This is a genomic window from Desulfococcus sp. (assembly GCF_050178255.1).
Classification (GTDB): domain Bacteria; phylum Desulfobacterota; class Desulfobacteria; order Desulfobacterales; family Desulfococcaceae; genus Desulfococcus; species Desulfococcus multivorans.
Genome location: NZ_JBFXGG010000008.1, coordinates 13,826 through 32,174 on the forward strand (window position 1 = coordinate 13,826; position 18,349 = coordinate 32,174).

At 58.0% G+C, this 18,349-nt stretch carries 18 protein-coding genes and 2 tRNA genes; 12 read left to right on the forward strand and 8 right to left on the reverse strand.

The window, feature by feature from the left end; genetic code table 11:
• Positions 1-85: 85 nt before the first annotated feature.
• From AB7S84_RS03030 to AB7S84_RS03050, 5 genes are all read left to right on the forward strand, one after another.
• A complete protein-coding gene (locus AB7S84_RS03030) occupies positions 86-436 on the forward strand; it encodes a DsrE family protein (protein ID WP_020875944.1) in 351 nt (116 codons plus the stop codon).
• A gap of 126 nt (positions 437-562) precedes the next feature.
• Entirely contained in the window at positions 563-1,906 is a 1,344-nt protein-coding gene (locus AB7S84_RS03035; protein ID WP_020875945.1) for an extracellular solute-binding protein, read from the forward strand.
• Positions 1,903-2,805: a carbohydrate ABC transporter permease gene (locus AB7S84_RS03040; RefSeq protein WP_020875946.1), complete on the forward strand. Its 903-nt coding sequence runs from the start codon at positions 1,903-1,905 to the stop codon at positions 2,803-2,805. Before AB7S84_RS03035 ends, AB7S84_RS03040 begins: the two co-directional genes overlap by 4 nt.
• Positions 2,802-3,632, forward strand: coding sequence for a carbohydrate ABC transporter permease (locus AB7S84_RS03045; protein WP_020875947.1), 831 nt, complete (start codon positions 2,802-2,804; stop codon positions 3,630-3,632). Before AB7S84_RS03040 ends, AB7S84_RS03045 begins: the two co-directional genes overlap by 4 nt.
• Positions 3,633-3,637: 5 nt before the next feature.
• Complete coding sequence (locus tag AB7S84_RS03050; protein ID WP_020875948.1) at positions 3,638-4,801, forward strand: ABC transporter ATP-binding protein; 1,164 nt, start codon at positions 3,638-3,640, stop codon at positions 4,799-4,801.
• 13 nt (positions 4,802-4,814) lie between these two features.
• On the opposite strand, the gene AB7S84_RS03055 is transcribed toward AB7S84_RS03050, so the two are convergent.
• Positions 4,815-5,357, reverse strand: a complete 543-nt coding sequence (locus tag AB7S84_RS03055) for a hypothetical protein (protein ID WP_428152860.1) — start codon at positions 5,355-5,357, stop codon at positions 4,815-4,817.
• A 313-nt stretch (positions 5,358-5,670) separates the two neighbouring features.
• Between AB7S84_RS03055 and AB7S84_RS03060 the strand changes: the two genes are divergently transcribed.
• Entirely contained in the window at positions 5,671-6,324 is a 654-nt protein-coding gene (locus AB7S84_RS03060) for a hypothetical protein (RefSeq protein WP_020875950.1), read from the forward strand.
• Between the two features lie 23 nt (positions 6,325-6,347).
• On the opposite strand, the gene AB7S84_RS03065 is transcribed toward AB7S84_RS03060, so the two are convergent.
• A complete protein-coding gene (locus AB7S84_RS03065; protein WP_020875951.1) occupies positions 6,348-6,683 on the reverse strand; it encodes a DUF6504 family protein in 336 nt (111 codons plus the stop codon).
• 166 nt (positions 6,684-6,849) lie between these two features.
• Between AB7S84_RS03065 and AB7S84_RS03070 the strand changes: the two genes are divergently transcribed.
• Complete coding sequence (locus AB7S84_RS03070; protein ID WP_020875952.1) at positions 6,850-7,581, forward strand: HD domain-containing protein; 732 nt, start codon at positions 6,850-6,852, stop codon at positions 7,579-7,581.
• A gap of 10 nt (positions 7,582-7,591) precedes the next feature.
• Here the strand turns inward: AB7S84_RS03070 and AB7S84_RS03075 are convergent, their stop codons facing one another.
• Together AB7S84_RS03075 and eno are read right to left on the reverse strand one after the other, a co-directional pair.
• The gene (locus AB7S84_RS03075; protein ID WP_428152865.1) at positions 7,592-9,256 is read right to left on the reverse strand and encodes a CTP synthase; all 1,665 of its coding nucleotides are present in this window, start codon (positions 9,254-9,256) and stop codon (positions 7,592-7,594) included.
• Positions 9,257-9,457: 201 nt separating this feature from the next.
• Complete coding sequence (eno, locus tag AB7S84_RS03080) at positions 9,458-10,735, reverse strand: phosphopyruvate hydratase (RefSeq protein ID WP_020875954.1); 1,278 nt, start codon at positions 10,733-10,735, stop codon at positions 9,458-9,460.
• 240 nt (positions 10,736-10,975) lie between these two features.
• On the opposite strand from eno, the gene AB7S84_RS03085 reads away from it, so the two are divergent.
• Positions 10,976-11,377, forward strand: coding sequence for a hypothetical protein (locus AB7S84_RS03085; RefSeq protein ID WP_020875955.1), 402 nt, complete (start codon positions 10,976-10,978; stop codon positions 11,375-11,377).
• Between the two features lie 6 nt (positions 11,378-11,383).
• Here AB7S84_RS03085 and tsaA read toward each other — a convergent pair whose 3' ends face one another.
• The 3 genes from tsaA to AB7S84_RS03100 form a co-directional block, all read right to left on the reverse strand.
• Positions 11,384-11,872: a tRNA (N6-threonylcarbamoyladenosine(37)-N6)-methyltransferase TrmO gene (tsaA, locus tag AB7S84_RS03090; protein WP_020875956.1), complete on the reverse strand. Its 489-nt coding sequence runs from the start codon at positions 11,870-11,872 to the stop codon at positions 11,384-11,386.
• Positions 11,873-11,935: 63 nt separating this feature from the next.
• Positions 11,936-13,516 carry an MBL fold metallo-hydrolase RNA specificity domain-containing protein gene (locus AB7S84_RS03095; protein WP_020875957.1) on the reverse strand — a complete coding sequence of 527 codons (1,581 nt, stop codon included), beginning with the start codon at positions 13,514-13,516 and terminating at the stop codon, positions 11,936-11,938.
• 74 nt (positions 13,517-13,590) lie between these two features.
• Positions 13,591-15,102 (reverse strand): AMP-binding protein, encoded by a 1,512-nt coding sequence (locus tag AB7S84_RS03100; RefSeq protein ID WP_020875958.1) that lies wholly within the window; start codon positions 15,100-15,102, stop codon positions 13,591-13,593.
• Between the two features lie 257 nt (positions 15,103-15,359).
• Here AB7S84_RS03100 and AB7S84_RS03105 point away from each other — a divergent pair, with 257 nt between their 5' ends.
• Both AB7S84_RS03105 and AB7S84_RS03110 read left to right on the forward strand, forming a co-directional pair.
• Positions 15,360-15,701, forward strand: a complete 342-nt coding sequence (locus tag AB7S84_RS03105) for a DUF721 domain-containing protein (RefSeq protein WP_428152870.1) — start codon at positions 15,360-15,362, stop codon at positions 15,699-15,701.
• A complete protein-coding gene (locus tag AB7S84_RS03110; RefSeq protein WP_428152872.1) occupies positions 15,701-16,450 on the forward strand; it encodes a tRNA1(Val) (adenine(37)-N6)-methyltransferase in 750 nt (249 codons plus the stop codon). Before AB7S84_RS03105 ends, AB7S84_RS03110 begins: the two co-directional genes overlap by 1 nt.
• A gap of 44 nt (positions 16,451-16,494) precedes the next feature.
• On the opposite strand, the gene AB7S84_RS03115 is transcribed toward AB7S84_RS03110, so the two are convergent.
• Positions 16,495-17,820, reverse strand: a complete 1,326-nt coding sequence (locus AB7S84_RS03115; RefSeq protein WP_020875961.1) for a DUF1015 domain-containing protein — start codon at positions 17,818-17,820, stop codon at positions 16,495-16,497.
• Between the two features lie 222 nt (positions 17,821-18,042).
• Between AB7S84_RS03115 and AB7S84_RS03120 the strand changes: the two genes are divergently transcribed.
• Positions 18,043-18,135, forward strand: a tRNA-Ser gene (locus AB7S84_RS03120).
• A gap of 113 nt (positions 18,136-18,248) precedes the next feature.
• Positions 18,249-18,342 (forward strand) — tRNA-Ser (locus AB7S84_RS03125).
• Positions 18,343-18,349 lie beyond the last annotated feature (7 nt).

An 18,349-nucleotide genomic window follows, 5' to 3' on the forward strand; every position in this document is an offset into this window, starting at 1 on the left:
TGACCGGAAAGATACGGCCTGTGAAAGTCGAAAGTTGAGTAAATGAGTTTAAACGAGGTATGGAAATCAGAAAGGAGAAAAACCCATGGTCAAGTTTTTATTCGTATTGAGTCAAGATGACAACGAAAAGGCAACCCGGTGTTTTCAGTTCGCCAGAATTGCCCATTCCAAGGGACATCATGTCGACATGTTTTTCATCGACAGCGGCGTCATGTGGGCCAACAAGGACAGGGACCTGACCCTCAAGACCGCCACGGGGGACTGCCCGGCGGACTATCTTCCCTATTTGGTGGAAAACGAAGTCGCCACCGGCATCTGCACCCCCTGCGCCAAGAATCGCGGACTCGACGAATCCAAATTCTTCAGTAATATGCTGCTGGACGGCGGGCCGCATCTCATCGACATGGCGGTTGAAGCAAAGGTGTTCAATTTCTGATCTTCCTCCCCGTCACAGGCTTCGGATGGACCATCCCGGCACGATTATGCATCGATGTCGCCCCGGGATGGTCCGTGATTCAAGGCGAATTCTCCGCTGAAGCGGTCTATCGATAGGACCCCGACCATGCATTGGAGCATCCGAAACATCACCGCGCGCCTCGCGCTTGCAGGTCCGTTGCCGCGCCTTTTTCTTCTGGCATATATAGCGATGATATCGGGATGCGGGGATGCGACCGCGCCTGAACGCAATACCGTCCTCGATGCCTGGGCCCACGCAGGCCAGGAGTTGGAACGCAGCACACTCGTGGATCAGGTCCTCCGATTCAATGCAGCCCATCGCGATCTTCGGGTCCGCCTGACCCTGATTCCCGAAGGCAGTTACAACGCCCAGGTACAGGCTGCCGCGGCAGCCGGCGAGTTGCCCGATCTGCTGGAATTCGACGGGCCATTCCTCTATGGCTATGTCTGGCAGGGACGACTCCAACCGGTGGATCGCCTGCTGACCCCGCATCTGCTCTCCGACCTGATCCCATCCATCATCGCCCAGGGAACGTACCACGGCCGCCTCTGGTCGGTGGGCGCCTTCGATTCCGGCCTTGGACTCTATGCCGACCGCACCCGCCTCGCCCGAGCCGGAATTCCCATTCCCACCCCTGCACGGCCCTGGACTTCTCTTGAATTCACCGAGATTCTCGATCGGCTGGCCGCCGATGACCCGGACGGACAGGTCCTTGACCTGAAGCTCAATTACGCAGGCGAATGGTATACCTATGCTTTTTCACCGCTTATCCAGTCGGCGGGCGGCGACCTCGTCGAGAGGAACGGCAGCGGCCGAGCGACGGGCATCCTCAACGGCCCCGAGACGGTTCGGGCCATGACGATCGTTCAGGACTGGATCATCAGTGGCCGGGTCGACCCCAACATCGATGATGCCGCCTTCATCACGGGCCGGACGGCACTGGCCATGGGCGGACACTGGAACTGGAGCCAATACCGTGAACACCTCGGCCGGGACCTGCTCTTGCTGCCCCTGCCCGATTTCGGTCGAGGCCCCCGAACAGGACAGGGATCCTGGAGCTGGGCCGTCACGGCTGACAGTCTGAATCCCGAGGCCGCTTCGCGGTTTCTCTCCTTTCTGCTGCGCCCGGAGGAGGTGCTCGCCATAACCCGCGCAAACGGCGCCGTCCCGGCGACCCGATCCGCCGTGTCGCGATCCCGCGACTACCGACCGGGCGGGCCGCTGCATATCTTTGTCGAGCAGCTTGAAACGGGTGCCGCGATCCCGCGACCCCGCACGCCGGCCTATCCGGTAATCACGGCGGCTTTTCAAAAGAGTTTCGACCGCATCCGCAGCGGCGGGGATGTCCAGGCGGCCCTTGACCGGGCGGCCCGGATGATCGACCTCGAGATCGAGGACAACCAGGGCTATCCACTGATCGGTCGAGGCCGGGAGGAAGCAATGCGATGAGAGGACGTTTCAGATTCGGCGAACAGACCCCCGCCGCGCTGATCATGGCAGGCCCGGCCATGCTCGGGTTGATCCTTTTCATCTTCACGCCCTTTATAGCGGCGCTGGTCTTTTCCTTCACCAATCTGCGCCTCGGCTCCCCCCTCCCCATCACTTTTGTCGGCGTCAAGCAGTTCCAGCGTATCTTCACCGATCCTGATTTCAACCGCGCCCTCGCCAACACCTTCGTTTTCGCATCGGCGGTGGTGCCGCTGCAGACGGCTTTGGCCCTGGGTCTTGCCCTGATCGTGAACCTGGGTGTTCGAGGCACTGTCGTTTTCCGGGCCATCTTCTTCATGCCCGTGGTCTTTCCCATGTCGCTGGTTTCAGTCGTCTGGATACTGATTTACGCCCCCGGCCCTGAAGGAATGATGAACGCGTTTCTGCATCTGCTCACCGGCGGCCGATGGACGGCCCGGGATTTCCTGCGCGATCCCGTCCTGGCGCTGCCGTCCATCATGCTTCTTTCCATATGGCAGGGATCGGGGTTTCAGATGGTGATCCTCCTCGCCGGTCTCCAGGGAATTCCAAAAGCCCTCTATGAAGCCGCTGCCCTGGACGGCGCAGGGGTCTGGCATCGCTTTCGGCATATCACGCTGCCCCAGTTGCGAAATCCTCTCCTCTTCGTCATGATGATCACCACCATCCTCGCCTTCCGACTGTTCGACCAGGTGCAGATCATGACGCGCGGGGGCCCGGATAACGCCACCACCACGGTGATGTACGAAATGGTCCAGGCCGTCTTCACCCGCCGGCAAGTGGCCCGGGCCAGCGCCATGACCGTGGTCTTCTTTGTCCTGGTGATGGGGGTAACATGGGTTCAGAGACGGTTGACGCATCCGAAACGGGAAACGGAATGAAGCGGATCCTGGCGCCGACACTGACGTACATGACGCTCACGACGGCGGCCCTGCTCTTTCTGGCGCCGGTGGCCATAATGACGGCGGGCAGCTTCAAGCCGGACGATCGGGTGTTGGTGGAGGCCGGCACCACGGCCGCCTTCATACCGACGGACGCCTCCCTGAAGAACTACGCAGACGTCTTCGCTCGCACCGACTTTCTCCGATTTCTGTTCAACTCACTTTTTATCAACGGCACGATCGTCGTCTGCGGCCTGATCGTCAATTCCATGGCCGCATACGCTTTTGCGCGCCTCCGCTGGCGAGGCCGCGAGCTTTGCTTCAATCTCGTTCTGGCGCTCATGATCCTTCCCTTCGAGGCTATCGCAGTGCCCCTTTTCTATGGCGTATCCATCCTCGGCCTGCGCGACACCTATACGGCTCAAATTCTGCCCTTCATCGCCAACGCCTTCTCCATCGTTCTCTTCTATACCTTCTTCATCGACCTGCCCCGGGAGTTGGAGGAGGCGGCGCGCCTCGACGGCGCCGGTACGCTGCACATATTCTTCGGAATCATCGCACCCAATGCCGGGCCGGCGTTCGCTGCTGCGGCGATCTTGTCGTTTCTGATCTGGTGGGGGTCCTATCTCTGGCCCATGATGATCACCATCGGCCCGCGGGTACGTCCCCTACCGGTGGCCATCGCCGCCTTCCACACCCTCCCCCCGCCGGCGTGGGGCGACATCCTCGCTTTTGGCGTGATGATGGCGGCACCGGTGATCGCGATATTCCTGATCTTTCAGCGCGGCTTCGTACGCGGCGTTGCCGCCTCAGCCATTAAAGGTTGAAGCATATGGCATCGATCGTTTTCGACCAGGTGAAGAAATACTATGACGGTGAGACCCCGGTCGTCGACCACCTGGATCTTGAGGTTCGGGATGGTGAATTCCTGGTTTTGGTAGGGCCGTCGGGATGCGGGAAATCCACGGTGCTCCGCATGGCGGCGGGGCTTGAGATGGTAAGCGACGGCGAAATCCGCATCGGCGGCCGGGTGGTGAACGACCTGCCGCCCCAGCAACGCAATGTGGCAATGGTATTCCAAAACTACGCCCTATATCCCCACATGACGGTCCGCCGAAACCTGGAATTCCCGCTGCGGATGCAGAAGCTGCCGCGCAGGGAAATTGCACGGCGGGTTTCGAAAACGGCTGAGATGCTCGGCCTCTCGCCGGTGCTGGACCGGCGGCCGAAAACCCTGTCAGGGGGCCAGCGCCAGCGCGTGGCCATGGGCCGAGCCATTGTCCGCGACGCCGACGTCTTCCTGATGGACGAACCGCTCTCCAACCTCGACGCTCGGCTGAGGATCCAGATCCGAACCGATATCGCCGCCCTTCAGGCACGCCTCAGGGTCACCACCCTTTACGTCACTCACGACCAGGTCGAAGCCATGACAATGGGGCAACGAGTGGCAGTGATGCGGTCTGGAAAACTCGAGCAGACGGCGCCGCCCCAAGCGCTTTACGAGCGCCCCGCCAGCGTCTTTGTGGCCGGCTTCATCGGCAGCCCGGGCATGAACATTCTCCGGGCTGAACTGGCTTCCGACGACAACGGCCTCGCCGCCCGAATAAACAGGTTCAGGCTGGCCCTGCCCGACGATATTTTTTCCCGATGTCCGACCCTCGAGGCATGGATCGGCCGAGAGCTCCTCGTCGGCATCCGCCCCGAAGGGATCTCTCTCGCCGATGAGCACGATGACGCCGGCATCCCGGCGGCGGTGCGGGCCACCGAATCCCTGGGTCATGAAACCATTCTCCACGCCGCCGCCGAAGTGACCACGGTCGCATTCGACGCCCAAACCCCATTCACCGCCGTCACGGAAACGCCGATCCTTTCCGCCGTACTCCGGGGCCACCGGCCATTACGGCACGGGGAGCCCCTGCGCCTCAGCATCAACTCCGGCAACCTTCACTTTTTTGCCCCCGACGGCAAGGCCATTGGATGTCCTTTTCATCCATGATGCGGCAACCCAGTCACCGCATCACCACCATCGGGCCATCGTCAAAACAGGAGAACTGCTCCGGTGTCATGATGTCGGCCACGGCCCCCCAGACAAACGCATCTTCTCCGGACATCCTGGCCGCCGTCACCCCAGGCGCCGACAGCACCACCGCCTGTCCGGTTCTCCGAGACAACAGCGTCTCCAGTTGATGACGGGTGACCGGTCTCCGGACTTTTACGATCACCCTGGACGCCTCGGGATCCCAGGGGCGGATATCCAGACCGGCCCGGCTCCCCGGCAGGAATATGGCGCCGGTGGCAAAATCCACTGCAAACGCAACGACGCCGGGTACGATAAAGAAAAGAAGCCCAATACCATCCAGCACCGCGACACCGGCGTCGATCCTGCCCATCTTCTGTCCACGACGTTCGGGGTAAAGAATCGTCCCGCACGATACGGTCACCGCTATAACGACCAGCAGCACGGCCAACGCCGTCCATCGTTTCACCAATGCATTTCTCCTCATCGCTTTTTCCGTTTTTCCGAAATCGCCGCACCACCCTGTTGATATCATGCGACTTCCTTGGCACCCCGGCCGAAACCTGTCAAGGTATAATGTCACCCTTTTATGGTTGCGCGTTCGCCGTTCTCAAGCGTCATCTGCGCACCCAAGTGCCGTCCATCCGGGGACACCGTCGGCAAAACGGATTTTCGAAACGCCCGATCGTGGTCGGCATTGACAATAAAACCTTCTTCCAGTATTGGATTTTTTTTAACGATGGCGGGGCGGGATTTTCCATGATAGGGTTGGATTCAGCCTTACAGTCCGGCAGATTGGTGCTGTATCTCTGATGCCCCACGGGGTGTATTTTCTGGTTTAAGGAATCATGATTTCAGTGCGTGCCTGTTTTATCCTGTCCGTTATCACCCTCATTTCAATGCTCCCCGGCTGTACCGGATCAAAGGCGTCATTGGCGTCGGGCGGCGAGACAAGGGTAACGCTGGTCCGGATGGCTTCTGTCGACCTGGCGGCGGCCTTGATCAGAATCGCTGAGCCGGGCGATGACAATACGCTCATCAGGGATCCCGGCTGGCGTGAGTATATTATGGAAATCGAAAATCGCAGCCCGGAAATTCTCACGGTGCAAAACGTCAAGCTACTGAATCGAACGGGACGCTACGTGGATTCCGCCGGGATCTACGAACAAATCACCTCCCCCCCGAATGTCATCACTTCGGTGGCCGGCGATGTCACCGGAAAAGCGGCCGGCATAGCGGCAGCCACCTTCGTGCCCTGCGGCGGAACCGTCTTGAGCGTTCTTTCCAACGCCAGGACAACCTCCTCTGCCGGAAGGACGGCCGAGGCCAGACGTGAATTCATGTTTCGCATTCTGAAGAACGTCGAACTGGCACCCGGAGGCACGGTGGAAGGCAGCGCCTTTCTGCCGAACATTCCGAATCCCAAAGCACTGGTGGTGGACTATGCCGGTGAAGGAAGGAAGGCTCGTATGGAAATACCACTGATACCCAGAGGGCTGTAGAAATGGAAGGTTGACCCCGGTCTTCAGTCGGCGCCGTCGTCGATGCTGAATAGCCACCACCGGGAAACCGGTTTAGGGCCATGGGGTTGCCGGTCAAAATAGATCCTCGCCGTCCGCTTGTCCGTAGTCACCACCTCGAACCAGTGCTTCCGCACATAGCGTTCTTTGCTGCCGTGACGGCAGAAACCGGTGTCCCGCCATACACGACGAACCCCCGCGATGGCAAGGGTCTGGCCCCGCCAGGCAAATGCGGGGGGCAACCCCGGCCCCCCCGCCGCCATGGGCTCCGAATCGAAGTTGTCACCCATCGGTGCGATGGGCTCCGACACGAATCGCTGTTTGCCTTTCGACTTCGTCATGACTCACCCGTCGTTCAATTCGCACGAGATTTGATTTAAGTCAAACCAATGCTCATAGTTATCCTGTAAGATTCTGATCATAGAGATAATCTCATAACGGAAAAATCCAAGGCCGCCGGAGGCAGTCCGACAGCGCCGGAGGCGATGCCTGAAGGAGGATCAGCCCATGAAATGTCCGGGACAGGATACCCAATACTGGAAAGAGGATGCCATCTACGAGGTGAAATGCCCTGAATGCGGAGGGAATGTGGAGTTTTTCAAGGACGACTCGGCCCGAAAATGCGAGCACTGCGGGCATCGGTTTCCCAACCCCAGGATGGACTTCGGATGCGCTGCCTACTGTAAGTATGCCAAGCAGTGCATTGGAGACCTCGCCCCCGAGTTGCTGGCCCAACGGGACAGCCTGCTCAAGGATCGGGTGGCCGTAGAGATGAAGCGTTATTTCAAAACGGATTTCAAGCGAATCGGACACGCCACCCGAGTGGCCCGGTATGCGGAGGCCATCGGAAAACAGGAGGACGCGGACATCGCCGTCATCATGTCGGCGGCCTACCTCCATGACATCGGCATCCACGAGGCGGAACGGCGTCACGGCAGCACCGCCGCCGTCCATCAGGAAAAGGAGGGACCTCCCATCGCGCGGTCGATCCTGGAAAAGCTGGGAGCCGAGACCGAACTCATCGAGGAGGTCTGTGACATCGTGGGTCACCACCACCATCCGCGGTCCGAGGAGACGCTCAACTTCAAGGTCGTCTACGACGCCGACCTTATCGAAAATCTGTCGGAGCAGCTGAAGAAAAACGCCGTCACCGAGGAAAAGCTGAACCACCTTCTCGAGACCGCCTTTTTAACCCCGAGCGGCCGCGAGGAGGCCCGCCGGGTCCTGTCGGCAAATTGATCTCCCCGGACTATTTCTCCTTCGTGGCCCGGCCCTCACGCCGGGCCTCCGCAAGGGCGGCGCCAATGAACGCCGTAAAGAGCGGGTGGGGCGCCATGGGCCGAGACTTGAACTCGGGATGAAACTGGCATCCCAAAAACCAGGGGTGATCCTTGAGCTCAACGATCTCCACAAGCTTCCCTTCAGGATAAATGCCGCTCACCACCAACCCGCTCTCGATGAGACGGTCAAGATAGGCGTTGTTGAACTCGTACCGGTGACGATGCCGTTCCGAGATCATCTCCTGCCCATAGGCCGCATATGCCAGGGTATCCTTCTCCAATCTACAGGGATAGGCTCCCAGGCGCATCGTGCCGCCCTTGACCGAATCAGCGTCCCGGGTCTGAACCGTCCCTGTTTTTTCGTCGTACCATTCCCGCATCAAATAGATCACAGGGTCCGGCGTATCCTGGTCGAACTCCGAACTGTGAGCCTGGGATAACCCGGCCACGTTCCGTGCAAATTCGATCACCGCGATCTGCATGCCGAGGCAGATGCCGAAATAGGGTATCTTTCGGGTCCGCGCATAGCTCGCCGCGAGGATCTTCCCTTCAATCCCACGGGCACCGAATCCGCCGGGGACCAGAATCCCGTCGACCCCGGCCAGCTTTTCAGCGCAGGTTTCCGGCGTGATGGTCTCCGAATCCAGGAAAAGCAACCGAACCCTGGCGCTGTTGGGAACGCCGCCGTGGTAAAGCGCCTCGTTGAGACTCTTGTAGGATTCGGTGAGATCCACATATTTTCCGACAATGGCGATGGTCACCTCATGGTCCGGCGACTTGTAACGCCGGACAAATTCCTCCCATGCCTCGAGCCGCGGCGCCCGGGTCCAGATGTGGAGGGTTTCCATGATCCGATCGTCGAGCCCTTCGTCATGAAAGCCCAGGGGCACCTCATAAATACACTCCACGTCTTTGGCGGTGATCACCATCTGCTTGTCAACGTTGCAGAACAGGGCGATCTTGGACTTGATGCCGTCGTCCAGAGGACGGGAGGTCCGGCACAGAAGAATATTGGGTTGGATACCGATGGATCGGAGTTCCTTGACGCTGTGTTGCGTCGGTTTGGTTTTCACCTCCCCGGCGGTGGCGATATAGGGAACCAGCGTGAGGTGAATATAGCAGACGTTCTCGGAACCCACATCGGCCTTGAACTGGCGGATCGCCTCCAAAAAGGGGAGGCTCTCGATGTCGCCGATGGTCCCGCCGATTTCAACGATCACCACATCCACGCCGTCGGCCGCAAGTCGGATGCTCTCCTTGATCTCGTCGGTGATGTGGGGAATGACCTGGACTGTTCCACCCAGGTAGTCGCCCCGCCGTTCCTTGTTGATAACCGAGTCGTAGATGCGACCCGTGGTGAAATTGTTCTTCTTTCCCATCACCGCGGTGGTGAACCGCTCGTAGTGCCCCAGGTCCAGATCGGTCTCCGCGCCGTCGTCCGTCACGAACACCTCGCCGTGTTGAAAGGGATTCATGGTTCCCGGGTCAACGTTGATGTAGGGATCGAGCTTTTGAATGGTGACGCTGAGCCCCCGGCTTTCCAGAAGCGCGCCGATGGCTGCTGATGCCAGCCCTTTCCCCAATGACGACAAAACGCCGCCGGTTACAAAAATATATTTTGTCGCACACGCCATGATGTCCTCTTCAAGTCTCCTGACACAATGAGAAACCAGGTTTCAGAATAAAACCTGGTTTCCGTTGAATTCTCATGTTCACCGATCAAATCGATTTCCATTTATATTGTCAAACAGGTATGGATTTGTCGGCGTCGGTCGTCATCGGGTCGGCTCATGCCGGCCCAATGTGCCCCGACGGCGGGACGGCGGAATAATCAGCTACTCCGCAACGAAGATGTTTTTAGTGAACAGCGCACCTTCACCCAGTTCTTCTTCGATCCGAATGAGCTGGTTGTATTTGGCGATCCGGTCGGTTCGAGAGAGGGAGCCGGTCTTGATCTGACCGCCGTTGACCGCCACCACCAGATCGGAAATGAAGGTGTCTTCGCTTTCGCCGCTTCTGTGAGAGATAACCGTAGTGTAACCGGCCTGGTTGGCCATGGCGATGGCATCCAGCGTCTCAGTCACGGTACCGATCTGATTCAGCTTGATCAAAATCGAATTGGCAATCCCGTTCTCAATGCCGTCACTGAAGATGCCGGGGTTAGTGACGAAAACGTCGTCGCCGACCAACTGGACGCCCATACCCAGACTTTCGGTCATTCGAGCCCAGCCCTCCCAATCCTCTTCCGCCAATCCATCCTCGATGGACAGCACCGGATATTTTGAGATCAGCTCGCCGTAATACTCGATCATATCCTCGGCGTTAAGTTTCTTTCCCTCGGAGGCCAGATGATATTTACCGTTCCGGTAAAACTCGCTCGCCGCGGCATCCAGCGCGATGCCGATATCGTTACCCGGCGCATAGCCCGCCGCCTCGATGGCTTTGATGATATACTTGACCGCGTCCTCGTTGGATTTCAAATCCGGAGCGAAACCGCCCTCGTCGCCTACGGCGGTGTTGAGATTCTCTCCTTTCAGAATCTTTTTCAAGGCATGAAAGGTTTCGGCGCCCATCCGAACGGCCTCGGCGATACTGTCGGCGCCAAAGGGAATGATCATGAACTCCTGTATGTCAAGGGTGTTGGCCGCATGAGCGCCGCCGTTGATGACGTTCATCATGGGCACCGGCAGATATCGGGCGTTAACACCCCCCAGGTATTTGTAGAGGGAGAGCCCGTAGGCAGCGGCCGACGCGCGGGTCGCCGCCATGGAGACCCCCAGGATGGCGTTGGCCCCCAGCTTTGACTTGTTGGTTGTACCGTCCAGCTCGATCATGCGCTGGTCCAGGGCATACTGGTCCGCGGCGTCCATTCCCTGGACTGCCGGAGCGATTTCGCTGATGACGTTATGGACGGCCTTGGTCACGCCTTTTCCCAGGTACCGCCCGGCATCACCGTCCCGGAGTTCCAGCGCTTCCCGCGTACCCGTCGAGGCGCCCGAAGGAACGATAGCCCGCCCCGTGGCCCCGCAGGCCAACTCCACATCGACCTCTATGGTTGGATTTCCCCGGGAATCCAACACTTCTCTCGCCTTCACCTCAAATATCTCGGTCATAAATACGCTCCCCTTATGTTTGTATGCCTGAATTCAAAAACGTGCGGTGTGTCTCTCAATCTTGATGATCTGATCGCTGTCGGTACAATCGTCAATTTGTACTCTCCTCCGGATTTGATGTCAAGCCACGGTTGGACCCCCTCATTTTAAATTGACAAAACCCCTTGAAAAAATGTTAGTCTGCCTGGGTCAAGTCCATACAAGCCAAACAAAAGTGAAACCAGTAAGGACCGAAGGAGCATGCAGAAAAAAGACTTTTATTCCCAATCCCATCTCATCGTCTCCGCCATCCGGGTACTCTCTCACACCGGAGTGGAGGCACCGTCCATCTCGGAAGTCTGCGACCTTCTGAAGTTTTCCCTGGAACAAGGGCACCTGATCTGCAACAAGCTTCACGACGCACAGATCATCGAGATGGTCGAAGGCCCTTTCGGGATCCGCCTGTTCGTCCGGAACCACATCAAAATCGAGGAGATTCCCCAAAATATCGAGGGCACCTCCCTCAAGGACGAGCTCGAAAAATTCCAGTCGAGCCGCAAGGATTTCAAGGATCGTATTGAAAAATTCCAGTCCCGAAAAGAACAGGAACAGCGGGAGCTTTTTGCCAAGATACAGGAAAAATTCAAAAAAACGAAATCGTGACGTTTTTTATCGATCTGAAAACCGTCCGTCATCCCGAGCCTGTTCGGTCCGGTGAGCCTGTTTCTCGAGCCATCCGGTCCGCTCGGGCGACCGGCTGTCGAATTTCGGGACGTAGGGTTTGATGTCGAGAAGCGGCGTGCCGTCGACGATGTCCACCTCCCGAATGTAGAGACGCCCTTCCTCGACCCGGAGGAGGCGCACCACCGAAAGCCCTATGGCGTTGGGCCGGGCCGGGGCCCGGGTCGCGAAGAGCCCGTGAGCGGCGTCGTCCAGAAACGGCATGACCGTCAGACGGGCGGCCCCGGCAAGGTGACAATGGTATAGCAGGATAAGATGGGAAAACCCCTCGACGTCCCGAAGCCCTTCGTGAAATTCGGAGAAGACCTCCACCACCCCGCAATGATCGAGGCCGCCGGGCGGCTGAATCGGAGTTCCCTCCGGGCAGTTGAAGGGGGTGTGGATGATGCCGATGGGACGGTATTCAATGGTCTCCATGAAGCGCTATTCCTTTCCTGCAAATAAGATAAGTTTCGCCGGTTGCCCCCGCCGCTACGGGCGTCAACGGATCCAGATAGACTGTCCTTGATAGGGGAGCGTCACCTGGAACCCTTCCGCCGACAATCGATCCGCAAAGGCGGCGGACTGTTCCGCTTCGCCGTGGACCACCGCAATGCGTTTCACGATCAGATTGGATTTTTTGAGGAAACGCATCATCTCGTTCTGATCGCCGTGGCCGCTGAAGCCGCCGAGCCTCACCACATGTGCCCGCAGGGGATATTCCTTGTTGAGGAACCTGACGACGGGCGGATCTCCCGTCCTCCCCGAATCCTCAAAGGCCTCTCCCTGCTCCAGAATCCGCCGCCCCAGGGTATGCTGCGCCATGTAGCCCACGAAGAGAATGGTATTGTCGGGGTTGTGGATCTTGTATCGCAGATGGTGCAAAATACGCCCCCCCTCGCACATGCCGGAGGAGGCGATGACGATATGAGGTCGGGTCTCCTGCATCAGTGCCATGGAATCCTCGACGCTCTGAACGAAACGGATCTGACCGAAAGAGAAAGGGTTCTTGCCTTTTTTAAGAAAAGTCTCCTGGGTTTCCTGGTCGTAGACCTCGGGATGCTCCCCGAACACGCGGGTCAGCTTGACGCCCAGCGGGCTGTCGATATAGACCGGTACGCGTTCGATTTCATGATTGTCGTAAAGTTCGTGAAGGACGTAAATGAGCTCCTGGGTACGACCAAAGGCGAATGAAGGGATAACCACCGATCCTTTTCGTGCCCATGTCTCCTGGAGAATCCGCTTGAGATGCGGCTTGAGATCCTCCACCGGCTCGTGGAGCCGATTACCGTAAGTACTCTCCATGACGAGCAGGTCAAGATTCCGATCTTCCTCCCTGAACTTCAGGGTCGGGTCTTTGATGATGGGCTTGTCGAACCGCCCGATATCCCCGGTATAGCCGATGGTGTATTGAGAACCGTTCTCCCGGGCCTTGATGATCGAAATCGCCGAGCCCAGAATGTGACCGGCCTCATAGAAGGTGCAGGAGGTGTTGATGCCGATGGTGACCGGGTGACCATAGGGATAGCCGTCGAAGGCATCCAGAGACTGCTCCGCCTCCTCGACGGTGTAGAGCGGCTCGACGCCTTCCAGACGATATTTTTCTATCAGCTCATTGATGGCCTCCACATTGAGTCCGTGACGATCTTTTTTCAGGAGGGACTTGATGTCGTTCATTTCCCGACTGCTGAGTTTCCGCGTTCCGTTACCCGAACGAAGCCTTGAGAGGGAGGCGCGCACCGTCTTGTAGTTGAGGTAATTGGCATCCGACTCCTGGATATAGGCGCTGTCCGGCAGCAGATATTGGCATGCATCGGCGGTGGCGCGGGTGCAGATAATCCTCCCGGCGAATTTTTCCCGGGTCAGCATGGGGATACGTCCCGAATGATCGATGTGGGCATGGGATAGAACCACGTTGGTCAGGATTTCGGGTGCAAAGGGAAGGGTCCGGTTCTTCCGGTCGCTTTCCTTGCGCCGCCCCTGGAACATACCGCAGTCGAGGAGAATACGGTCGGTTTCGCTGGTAATCAGGTGCATTGAGCCGGTAACTTCACGGGCGGCACCGTAGAACGTTATGTACATGACACTCCTTGGCTTGGGAATTTTGCAGCCGGGTCGGTTATCGGCCCGTATTGGAACGGAGGCAGTGAAAAACGCTATGCGCCGTGGGTTGCCTTTACCGCCTCCCGATCGATCCCGCCGTCTTTTTTCCTGGGCAGGGCCTCGACAAAATCGACATACCGGGGCTTCTTGTAACGGGCAATGCGCCCGGCGACGAAAGCGATGAGTTCTTCAGCGGTAAGAACACTGCCGGGCTTCCGCACGCAGACCGCCTTGATCCCCTCTCCGAACTGAGGGTCGGGGACCCCGATGACCGAAGCCTCGACGATGTCCGGGTGTTCAAGGACGACAGCCTCAACCTCCGCGGGGTAGACATTCTCGCCCCCGGGCTTGATGAGTTCCTTCTCCGGTTTCCGTCCCTTGAACCAGAGAAAGCCATCCTCGTCAAAGCAACCGATGTCGCCGGTGTGGTGCCACCCTCCCCGGAACGTCCTTTCCGTTAACTCGGGCTGGTTCCAGAACCCTTGAAAGACAAGGGGGCCCTGAACGAGGATCTCGCCCACCTCACCGGGAGGAACATCCCCGTCGGCATCGTCCGCGATCCGAACCTTGGTCAGCAATCCCACACGGCCGGCCGCCCCCGGGCGTTCCATGGCCGGCGAAAATGTCACGAGGCCCGATGTTTCGGTCTGACCGTACAGAATCCAGAAGACAGCCCCGATCCTGGCCTCGAAAGGCCGAATATTGTCCGGTCCATCGATTCCCATGACGTGGCGAAGAGATGACAGATTCCGCTCCCCTTTGTCTGCGGCCTGGGTCAGACGGGTCAGCATGGGGGGGAAACTCCCCCAGACCGAAACCTGTTCGCGTTCAGTTTCCGCCAAAGACCGATGCTCGTCGAATTTTTCGATCACCACGTTCTTGCCGCCCACGTGCATCACCGACATTGAAAGGTTGAGCCCGGTGATATGGAACATTGGCAGCATGTTGAGGTAAGCGTCTTCGGCGGTGAGTCCCATGGTGGCCGAGGTTTGAAGATTGCCGTAGATGATATTGGAATGGCTCAGAACAGCCCCCCTCGGTCGGCCGTCCACAGCTGCCGTATAGATGATGCAAAAGGGATCATCCCCATGGACGGGGCCCGGCGCCTTAAAATCGGCTCGAACGGCATCCGCCGCCATTTGGTCCATGTCGGGACGTCGGCTGTCGGTCGAATTCCAGAACACCGTTGTCATACCGCCGGCCTTTTCACCCAGGGCTTCGGCCCTGTCGGCGAAATTTCCATCGGAGATCAGCATTCGGGGGCCTGCGTCGGAAAGAATGAATGCGATCTCGTCGTCCGAGAGACGCCAGTTGAGGGGCACAACGATAGCCCCCAGCGCCGATGCCGCGCCGAACAGCGTAAAAAACCGGTGATCGTTCATGGCCAGAATCGCCACCCGGTCCCCTTTCTCGACCCCCGCGTCGGCAAGGGCTGCCGCGAAAGCCTCGGCATCTCGAAGCAACGTCTGAAAATCACGTCTCAGCCCTCCTGAAACCACGGCGGTCCGGTCCCTGTAAAGATGAGCGTTTCGACGATACATATCGTAAATGGAAAAGCTACGCATGGATATCCTCCTGGAGAGTAGTTCAGCCCAAAACGCCGCTACGTCGACGCCGCATCGGTTCGGCGGGGGGTAAACCCCAATCCCCCGACGGCACCGAGGCCCGAAAGTCGATTCCATAAGTTTTAGGATTATGACGGAAACCCCAATGCGTGTCAAGCATCGAACGGCGAGGTGCCGAACCTTTCCTTCCCGGTGAACCACAAAAAGGTGGAACAGGAAAGAAAATTCATGTTATCAGGAGGTATGGATACGAACATGTGTCGACTGAAAGCGAGAAATCCATGACCCGCAAACGTGAACCCCTCAAAAAGCCGGTACATATCGCAGATGTCCTCAAGAACGCATTGACAGCCTATCGTGCCGAGGGAGACACCGAACTCATGAAGGTGTGGTCCCTCTGGAAAGGGGTTGTCGGCCACGGCATCGCGGAAAATACCCGGGCATCGGCCTTCAAAGGCAATCTTCTTATCGTCCATGTGAGCAGTTCCGCGTGGATTCACCATCTGCATTTCCTGAAACAGGAGCTCATCAGCAAGCTCAACGACGCCCTGGGCAAGGACCTGGTGGGGGACATCAAATTCAAGATCGGTCCCCTGTGATGGAAACCACCGAAGATGCCTTTTTCGAGAGGCGGATCCGGGTGCGACAGCACCGGGAAGGGTATCGGTTTTCCATCGATGCCGTCATCCTGGCGCACTACGCTGCAGGTCTCGGCACCTTTCCGGGTAACGGAATATCCATGCCTCCGCGGCACATCCTCGACCTGGGAACGGGGTGCGGGATCATTCCTCTGATCATCGCTTTTCGACGCCCCGCAGACCGCATCACAGGCGTCGAAATTCAGGATGAACTGGCCCGCCTGGCAGAAGAAAACGTTCAGCGCAACGGCATGGCGGACCGGATCACCATCCTTCACAAGGACCTCAAACACATCAGAAGGGAAAATCTCTCCGCCCCTGTGGATCTGGTCGTGAGCAATCCGCCCTACCGCAGACCCGGTTCGGGCCGGTTGAATGTCCAAAGCCAGCGCGCTGTCGCCCGACACGAAATTTGCGTCGCCCTTCCAGACGTCATCAGGGCCGCCGCAAGAACCCTTGATATTTCGGGGCGCTTCGCCGCCGTCTTCCCGGCCGAACGGCTGGTCGGTCTTTTTTTGGAAATGCAGACTGCGGGTATCGAGCCCAAATTCCTTCGGCTCGTCCATTCCCGCCGGGATACAGGGGCCAAGCTGGCTCTGGTGGAGGGAATGAAGGGGGCGCGCCCCGGCCTTTCGGTGTCCCCCGCTCTGGTCATCTACCGCGAGAACGGCAGTTATACCGAGGCGGCGACCGAAATGTTCAGGGGGTGAAGCCCGGCTGTTCACCATTGTGAGATTGCCGCAAAGATGCGACCCTACGCCAGGGGGTTGAACACCTGCCCCGTGATCACCTTGGGATAGAAATAGGTCGATTTTCTCGGCATGATCAATCCGCTTTCAGCCACCGCCCGCACCTGATCGATCCGGGTCGGGTTGAGGATGAAAGCGATGTCGTACTCGCCTGAACACACCCTCCGCACCGCCTTTTGAGGTGTCGTCTCGTAAGCGATGAGGTTTTCATTGTCAAGGCGGGCCTGGTCGAACCCCAGGAGGTCCATCAAAATCAGTCGTGTCAGCACCGTCACGTCCAGGTCCCGAAGCGCCGCCGGTACGGCATCTCCGAATCGATCCTTCATGACACCGGGCTTGAGAGTCATCAGAAACAGCCTCGGGTCATGCCTCATGAATACACCGATGACGTGTTGTTCGGCCCCCGCCGCCAAGCCTTTGATAAAGGTCGTGGGGACGCGTTCAGGATCACCGGGATCCACCGATATTTCAGCAATATCGAAAAAAGAGGCGGCTCGGGACATCAATCGATCCATCGCCTCCGGAGCAACGGCCTTCAGTAATCGGTGCGCCGGCAGGATGACCATACCCGGATCTTCCATGCTGCTCAGGTACATCATGACGTAATTGGCCGGGTGGGCGTCTGTGAATCCCGGGGTGTGCCCGGCCACCCAGTCCCGGTAGGTCAGGGCCGTCTCGTACCGGTGGTGTCCGTCGGCGATATAGATAGTTTTGGCGGCCATCTTCCGGGTCACTCGACCGGTGACATCGGGATCGGTGATCCGCCACAGGCAGTGTCGGTGGCCGTAGGTATCCGTGAATTCCATATCCGGCGTCTGCCGAACGACGGCCGCCATCAAGGTTTCCAGGATATTTTCCCGATCGGAATAAAGGGAAAATATCGGACTGAAATTGGCATGGCAAACCTTCATCAATTCGAAACGATCGGTTTTAACCTTGGAAAATGTCGTCTCGTGGGGCAGGATAATACCCTTGTCAAACGGTTCAAGCCGAACCCGGGCGATGAGACCATAACGCTTGAGAGATCGACCCGCCGCCGCAAATTCGACAGTGGTCAGATAAAAGGCAGGGGCCTGGTCCTGAACCAAAACCCCTTTCCGAAGCCAGTCTTCGTAATCACGGGCCGACCGGGTGTAGCGGTTGTCGGTCGGCGAGTCCGCATCACCGGTTTTGCCGAGGATCAGCCGAATGACGTTTTCAGGGTGAGCCGCATAAAACGCCGCTTGCTCCTCCGGAGAGATCACATCATAGGGCGGTGTGCTCACCGCTGCGAGATCCGTTACGATATCCGTATTATAGACGACTCCCCTGAAAGGGATAACTTCGGCCATGGCATGCGCTCCTTTGTAATTGATATATACGTTCTTCTTAAATCGGCATTTCTAACTGCTCCAACTCAAAAGGTTTTCTGATACTAGAAAGGCCCTGGCGATTCAAGTGAAATATCGCACCGTCCATGGTTTTTCCGATCTGTCCAAAATTTTTCAACAAGGGCATTGACAGACACCGTCAAACAGTATAATGAATCGTACTTGTCTGCTCTTGAGAGGGTTGGAGAGGTGGCCGAGCGGCTGAAGGCCCCGCTCTCGAAAAGCGGTATCCTGGCAAAACCGGGATCGTGGGTTCGAATCCCACCCTCTCCGCCAATTTTACACTGGCCTGTAGCACTCAAAACAGAGCACACGACATTAGAGGCTGAAATTCGCCTCGACTCATTTTTAACCTGATTGTTGCCCGATGTTATCTGGGAAACGCACACGGAGAGATGACCGAGCTGGCTGAAGGTGCACGACTGGAAATCGTGTGTGCTGTCACAAGCGGCACCGAGGGTTCGAATCCCTCTCTCTCCGCCATCAATCG

Coding starts and splice junctions, on each gene's coding strand:
- AB7S84_RS03030 (WP_020875944.1), top strand. CDS start 86: ATGGTCAAGTTTTTATTCGTATTGAGTCAAGATGACAACGAAAAGGCA.
- AB7S84_RS03035 (WP_020875945.1), top strand. CDS start 563: ATGCATTGGAGCATCCGAAACATCACCGCGCGCCTCGCGCTTGCAGGT.
- AB7S84_RS03040 (WP_020875946.1), top strand. CDS start 1,903: ATGAGAGGACGTTTCAGATTCGGCGAACAGACCCCCGCCGCGCTGATC.
- AB7S84_RS03045 (WP_020875947.1), top strand. CDS start 2,802: ATGAAGCGGATCCTGGCGCCGACACTGACGTACATGACGCTCACGACG.
- AB7S84_RS03050 (WP_020875948.1), top strand. CDS start 3,638: ATGGCATCGATCGTTTTCGACCAGGTGAAGAAATACTATGACGGTGAG.
- AB7S84_RS03055 (WP_428152860.1), bottom strand. CDS start 5,357: ATGATATCAACAGGGTGGTGCGGCGATTTCGGAAAAACGGAAAAAGCG.
- AB7S84_RS03060 (WP_020875950.1), top strand. CDS start 5,671: ATGATTTCAGTGCGTGCCTGTTTTATCCTGTCCGTTATCACCCTCATT.
- AB7S84_RS03065 (WP_020875951.1), bottom strand. CDS start 6,683: ATGACGAAGTCGAAAGGCAAACAGCGATTCGTGTCGGAGCCCATCGCA.
- AB7S84_RS03070 (WP_020875952.1), top strand. CDS start 6,850: ATGAAATGTCCGGGACAGGATACCCAATACTGGAAAGAGGATGCCATC.
- AB7S84_RS03075 (WP_428152865.1), bottom strand. CDS start 9,256: ATGGCGTGTGCGACAAAATATATTTTTGTAACCGGCGGCGTTTTGTCG.
- eno (WP_020875954.1), bottom strand. CDS start 10,735: ATGACCGAGATATTTGAGGTGAAGGCGAGAGAAGTGTTGGATTCCCGG.
- AB7S84_RS03085 (WP_020875955.1), top strand. CDS start 10,976: ATGCAGAAAAAAGACTTTTATTCCCAATCCCATCTCATCGTCTCCGCC.
- tsaA (WP_020875956.1), bottom strand. CDS start 11,872: ATGGAGACCATTGAATACCGTCCCATCGGCATCATCCACACCCCCTTC.
- AB7S84_RS03095 (WP_020875957.1), bottom strand. CDS start 13,516: ATGTACATAACGTTCTACGGTGCCGCCCGTGAAGTTACCGGCTCAATG.
- AB7S84_RS03100 (WP_020875958.1), bottom strand. CDS start 15,102: ATGCGTAGCTTTTCCATTTACGATATGTATCGTCGAAACGCTCATCTT.
- AB7S84_RS03110 (WP_428152872.1), top strand. CDS start 15,701: ATGGAAACCACCGAAGATGCCTTTTTCGAGAGGCGGATCCGGGTGCGA.
- AB7S84_RS03115 (WP_020875961.1), bottom strand. CDS start 17,820: ATGGCCGAAGTTATCCCTTTCAGGGGAGTCGTCTATAATACGGATATC.